At 72.8% G+C, this 5,313-nt stretch carries 5 protein-coding genes and 1 pseudogene; 3 read left to right on the forward strand and 3 right to left on the reverse strand.

Features of this window, described 5'->3' with window-relative positions:
* Nucleotides 1–776 (reverse strand): hypothetical protein (locus E1200_RS30955; protein ID WP_131955804.1); only part of this gene is annotated, 776 nt, incomplete at its 3' end.
* 135 nt (nt 777–911) lie between these two features.
* Here E1200_RS30955 and E1200_RS30960 point away from each other — a divergent pair.
* Nucleotides 912–1,691 (forward strand): lysophospholipid acyltransferase family protein, encoded by a 780-nt coding sequence (locus E1200_RS30960; protein ID WP_131955806.1) that lies wholly within the window; start codon nt 912–914, stop codon nt 1,689–1,691.
* A 58-nt stretch (nt 1,692–1,749) separates the two neighbouring features.
* Complete coding sequence (locus E1200_RS30965; RefSeq protein WP_347813253.1) at nt 1,750–2,913, forward strand: DUF5925 domain-containing protein; 1,164 nt, start codon at nt 1,750–1,752, stop codon at nt 2,911–2,913.
* Here the strand turns inward: E1200_RS30965 and E1200_RS30970 are convergent.
* Both E1200_RS30970 and E1200_RS30975 read right to left on the reverse strand, forming a co-directional pair.
* The gene (locus tag E1200_RS30970; RefSeq protein ID WP_131955808.1) at nt 2,910–4,091 is read right to left on the reverse strand and encodes an aminotransferase class I/II-fold pyridoxal phosphate-dependent enzyme; all 1,182 of its coding nucleotides are present in this window, start codon (nt 4,089–4,091) and stop codon (nt 2,910–2,912) included. The two genes, E1200_RS30965 and E1200_RS30970, sit on opposite strands and share 4 nt — an antisense overlap.
* Nucleotides 4,092–4,335: 244 nt before the next feature.
* The gene (locus tag E1200_RS30975; RefSeq protein WP_131955810.1) at nt 4,336–5,142 is read right to left on the reverse strand and encodes a DUF2470 domain-containing protein; all 807 of its coding nucleotides are present in this window, start codon (nt 5,140–5,142) and stop codon (nt 4,336–4,338) included.
* Nucleotides 5,143–5,210: 68 nt separating this feature from the next.
* Here E1200_RS30975 and E1200_RS30980 point away from each other — a divergent pair.
* A pseudogene (locus E1200_RS30980) lies at nt 5,211–5,313 on the forward strand (30S ribosomal protein S4); the annotation flags it as partial.

The raw sequence follows: 5,313 nt of genomic DNA on the forward strand, positions 1-5,313 counted from the left end.
CGGCGTTCGCCGTGGCTCCAGTAGACGCCGGGGGCGCAGGGGTCTTCGGCGTCGGCGTGCATCTCGCGGACCACGTCGGCGAACACCGGGAGGACCTCGCGCACCGCGCGGGACGTGATCGGGTACAGCAGCAGCGTGCTGTGGCACGGGACGCCGACCAGGGCGCCGTGCTCGTTCGGGCCCGGGAGGAACTGGTCGACCTCGCTGAGCAGGGCCGACACGTAGCGGCTGCCCGGCTTGGTGACCACGCGGACGTTGCGGCCCGGCAGGAGCGGCTGGTCGCGGACGGCGACGTCGGCCAGCTCGCGGTCGTGGGTGTTCGTCATCACATAGCCGAGCTTGTGCAGGCCGAGCAGACCGGCGCGGGCCTTGGTCAGGGGGCCGCCGTAGCGCGGGTGCTCGATCATCACCATCGCGTCGAAGTGGTCGCCGGCGGGGACGACGACGAGGCCCTCGCGGTCGCTCGGCGCGAGCTTCGGCACGATGCGCAGCCGCAGCAGCTCGCGGACGTCGCCGAACAGCTCCATCTCGCCGACCGCCAGGAACGCGCGGTCGCCGACCTCGCGCACCCACTCGTCCACCACGCGCGGCCAGGCGGAGCGCGGCTCGCGGGAGCAGCGCTCCAGTACGGTCCAGCTGGAGGCCCGCGCCTCCGACCGGCCCACGGGCAGCACCACCTCGGAGGTGCCGGAGTCGAACCAGGCGCTGGGCGCCAGGGCGGGGAGCACGTCGCGGATGAGCGCGTGCACGTCCGCCGCCGCGTCCAACGGTTCCATAGTCTGCTCATCCCCTTTCACCCAACTGCGGATCACGTCCTTCCCACCTTCTCAGAGTTCGGCCCCGTTGTGGGATCCATCGCGACTACCCCGGGCGCACTCGCTGATCATGAACGGCTCAAGTACGGTGCTCCCATGGCCGAAATCGTGTACCCGCCGGTGATCAAGACGGCACTCGGGCTGTTCAAGGCCCTGAACGTGAAGTTCCGTCTGGAGGGCACGGAGCACATCCCCCGCACCGGCGGCGCGGTGCTGGTGAGCAACCACGTCAGCTACCTCGACTTCATCTTCGCCGGGCTCGCGGCGCACCCGGCGAAGCGGCTGGTGCGGTTCATGGCCAAGAAGGAGATCTTCGACAACCGCGTCGGCGGGCCGCTGATGCGCGGGATGCACCACATCCCCGTCGACCGCAACGCGGGCGCCTCGTCGTACGCGGCGGCGCTGAAGGCGCTGAAGGGCGGCGAGATCGTCGGGGTGTTCGCCGAGGCGACGATCAGCCGCTCGTTCACGGTGAAGGAGATCAAGAGCGGCGCGGTGCGGATGGCGGTCGCCGGCAAGGTGCCGCTGGTCCCGGTGGCGCTGTGGGGGCCGCAGCGGATGTGGACCAAGGGCCGCAAGCGGCGGCTGCTGCAGCGGAACGTGCCGGTGACGATCCTGGTCGGCGAGCCGATGTACCCCAAGCGCGGCGACGACTACGAGCAGGTCACCCGGGAGCTGCGCGCCCGGCTGGCGGAACTGCTGGAGCGGGCGCAGCGCGAGTACCCCGACGTCCCCCGGCAGGACGAGACGTGGTGGCAGCCCGCCTACCTCGGCGGGACGGCGCCCACGCCGGAGGAGGCCGAGAAGCTCGACCTGGAGGAGGCCGAGGCGCGCAAGGCCGCCCGCGAGGCCCGGGAGTCGCAGCAGGACACCTGACGCGGGCGGCCGCAAATTCGGTGGACGCGTTCCCCCGGCGCGGCTGATCATTTGTGGCATGACCATGTCGCAGGAGAGGCCGCAGGAGGTTCTGCATCTCGTCGAGCCCACGAACGACACCCCCGACCCGCTGTCGGAGTCCGCGCTGCCCGTGCTTCTCAACCTGAACGACGGCAGCTCGCCAGCCGACGTGATGGACGTGCTGTCGCTGCGCCCGTTCGCGTCCGGTGAGCAGCCCTGGTCGCGGTCGACGCGGCTGGAGCACGTCCGCGCGGACGCGCCGCTGCGCCCCGACGGCGCCCGGCTCGTGCGGGTCGCGCACGAGAAGGGCAAGGACTCCTTCCTCGCCGAGGGCGACGGCTGGACGCTGCTGACGAACCGGTGGCGCAACGGCGTCGCCTACGTCGCCGTGTCCGCCGTCACCGACGAGCTGGCCGAGAGCGTCCTCGCCGCGTCGGTGAAGGACGCGACCGAGCCGCCGAAGGTGGACGAGAGCAGCGTCGATATGGGCTTCTGGCACATGGGGACGCACGGCCCGGTCCGCAGCGAGCGGTCGATCACCGCCGACGCGTGGGACGACATCCGGCGCAACTACACCGCGCCGGTCGCCGCGGCCCTCGACGAGGTGATGGGGCTCACCGGCCCGGAGGTCCCGGGACGGCTGCTGCTCCTGCACGGTCCGCCCGGCACCGGCAAGACCACCGCGCTGCGCGCCCTCGCCCGCGCGTGGAACGGCTGGTGCCAGTCCGACTGCGTCCTCGACCCGGAGGCGCTGTTCGGGACGCCGAGCTACCTGATGGAGGTCGCGGTCGGCGACGACGAGGACGAGAAGCGCCGCTGGCGGCTGCTCATCCTGGAGGACTGCGACGAGCTGATCCGCGGCGAGGCCAAGCAGTCGACGGGCCAGGGCCTGTCGCGGCTGCTCAACCTCACCGACGGGATGCTCGGGCAGGGCCGCGACGTCCTCGTGGCCATCACCACCAACGAGGACCTCGCGCAGCTGCACCCGGCCGTCGTGCGGCCCGGCCGGTGCCTCGCGCAGATCGACGTGGGGCGGCTCACCCAGGGCGAGGCGGCGGCGTGGCTGGCCGGCACGGACGCCTCCCCCGACGAGATCGGCCCGGACGGCGCGACGCTCGCCGAGCTCGCCGCGCTGCGCAAGGGCGAGCGCCGCCCGGACACCGGGGAGGCCCCGGTGTCCGCGACCGGCTTCTACCTCTAGACCGCCTTCGCGAGGGCCTGCTCGATGTCGGCCCAGAGGTCGTCGGGGTGCTCCAGGCCGATGGACAGCCGCACGGTTCCCTCGCCGATCCCGGCGGCGGCGAGGGACGCGGCGTCCATCTGCCGGTGCGACGTGCTCGCGGGATGCATCACCAGCGACACGACGGCGCCGAGCGAGGGGCCGAGCCCGATGAGCCGGACGGCCTCGGAGAACGCGCCGCCCGCGTCCCGCCCGCCCGCCAGCTCGAAGGCGAGGACGCCGCCCGCCCCGTCCGGCAGCAGCCGGCGCGCCACCTCGTGCTGCGGGTGGTCGTCCAGCCCCGGGTAGTGGACGCGGGTGACCGACGGGTGCGCGGCGAGGCGTCCGGCGAGGTCCAGCGCGGACGCGCTCTGCCGCACCACGCGCATCGGCAGCGTGGCGAGACCCCGGATGGTCAGCCACGCGGCGAACGGCGCGGCGGACGTCCCGAGTTCGAGGGCGTGCTTCCAGACGCGGTGGTGGACGTCCCGGTCGGCGAAGACGGCGATCCCCCCGAGCACGTCGCCGTGCCCGCTGAGGTACTTCGTCGTCGAGTGGACGACGACGTCGATCCCGTGGTCGAGCGGCCTGCAGAGGATGGGGGTGAAGGTGTTGTCCACGACGGTGAGGACGTCCGTCCCGCGAACGGCCTCGGTGAACGCCGGAAGGTCCGTCACATGTGTGGTGGGGTTCGCGACCGTCTCCAGGTAGAGGACCCGCGTGTTGTCACGCAGCGCATCGCGGACCTCGGCCGGGTCGTCCCCGGGGATGAAGGTGACCTCGACGCCCCACCGCTCGGCGAGGTCCAGCAGGAGCGCGTGCGTGCCGCCGTAGAGGGCGGACTGCGCGATGACGTGGTCACCGCTGCGCAGCACCGCCAGCAGCACCGCGCTGATCGCGCCCATTCCGGACGCGGTGGCGAGGGCCCCGGCCCCGCCCTCCAGCTCGGTGACGGCCCGTTCGAGGGAGCGGACGGTCGGGTTGCCCATCCGGCCGTAGAAGAACGCCTCGTCCGGCCCCTGGAACGCGGCGGCCAGCCCGTCCCCGGTGTCGAACGAGAACAGGTGCCCCTGGTAGAGCGGCACCCCGATGGGTTCGCTGCCCTCCGGAACGATCACTGGCGGGTGCACCGCGCGGGTCTGCGGATGATGTCCGTTCATACCCCTAGCCTGGCGACCCCGCGCCCGCCGGCGAAACGGCCAATCCCGACCAGTGGCCTGTGCGGCGAAGCCCGGCCCACCGGTTCGCCCACCCCGCGAGGGCGAACCGGTGGTCGGGCCGTCCGGTCGGTCACAGCCTGTGTCTCGGCCGGCAACACGAGCATCGCCCGGAAGGGCACCATTGCGCCATCCGGGAGAACACGGCCAATTCCGGGGACCGTGTCGGGGTCGCGGGCGTACGCATCTACGGGTCGTTGCGGATCGTGCGGGCGGCGCGGGCGAACAGGCGGCGGTACATGCGGCGCAGCCCGTGGAGGTCGTTGACGGGTGCGGAGAACGCGAGCCGCAGGTCGAACGGCGTGGTCGCCTCCGGCGGCGGGGAGCAGCGCAGCCACATGCCGTACCGGTCGAGCGCCAGCGGCCGGACGGGACCGGACGGGACGGACGCGGGCAGCAGCCCCGCCAGTTCGTCGCGGTGCTTGGAGTCCAGGTGGGTGAGGATGCCGGCCTCGACGGCGACGAACGGGTCCGGGGCGGCGTCCGCGTACTCCTCCGGCTCCAGGGTGGCGCTCCCCCACGCGTCGTCGACCTCGACCTGCGCGACCTCCAGCGCGAGGATCGTCCATTCGTCCCGGCCGCTGGGCCCGTGGTGCCGGTCGCCGAGGTCGAGCAGTTCGGGACGCGGGTGGGCGCGGGCGAGCCGGAGCGCCGCGGCGCGGAGGTCCTCCTGCGGGACCTCGGTGAGCCAGCCGTGCAGCCAGGCCCGGCCGCGGACGCGGTCGGCCAGCGTGACGGGGGCGACGTCGGAGATCCGCAGGGTGGCGGGCATGTCGGGTTCGGTGGCGAGCGCGGCGGCGACCGGCGAGGCGGTGCGGACGAGCAGCAGCGGCCTGCCGTCCCGGTCGGCCGAGAACGCCGGGACGGGCGCGTACGGGACGCCCTGCGTGACCAGGACGCCGTCCGCGATGCCGTAGGCGAGGGTCCGGGCCCGCTCCGCCGCGGTCGGCCCCTCCGTGGTCTCCGTGCTCTGCGTGGTCTCCGCTCGCGGCACCGTACCCCTCCTTGATTTGTAGGTTAGGCTTACCTAACTTAGGCTTACCTAACCATTTGAGGAGCGTGATGAACAACCCCCGTCCCAAAGTTCGTGTGTCGCGAGCCCTCGGAATCCCGCTGACCCCGAAGGCCGTCAAGTACTTCGAGGCCCGCCCCTACCCGCCCGGCA

The sequence above is a fragment of the Actinomadura sp. GC306 genome, from assembly GCF_004348665.1.
Lineage (GTDB): Bacteria > Actinomycetota > Actinomycetes > Streptosporangiales > Streptosporangiaceae > Spirillospora.

Excerpts from the sequence above, each read along its gene's own strand:
- E1200_RS30960 (WP_131955806.1), top strand. The coding sequence starts at position 912 with ATGGCCGAAATCGTGTACCCGCCGGTGATCAAGACGGCACTCGGGCTG.
- E1200_RS30965 (WP_347813253.1), top strand. The coding sequence starts at position 1,750 with ATGACCATGTCGCAGGAGAGGCCGCAGGAGGTTCTGCATCTCGTCGAG.
- E1200_RS30970 (WP_131955808.1), bottom strand. The coding sequence starts at position 4,091 with ATGAACGGACATCATCCGCAGACCCGCGCGGTGCACCCGCCAGTGATC.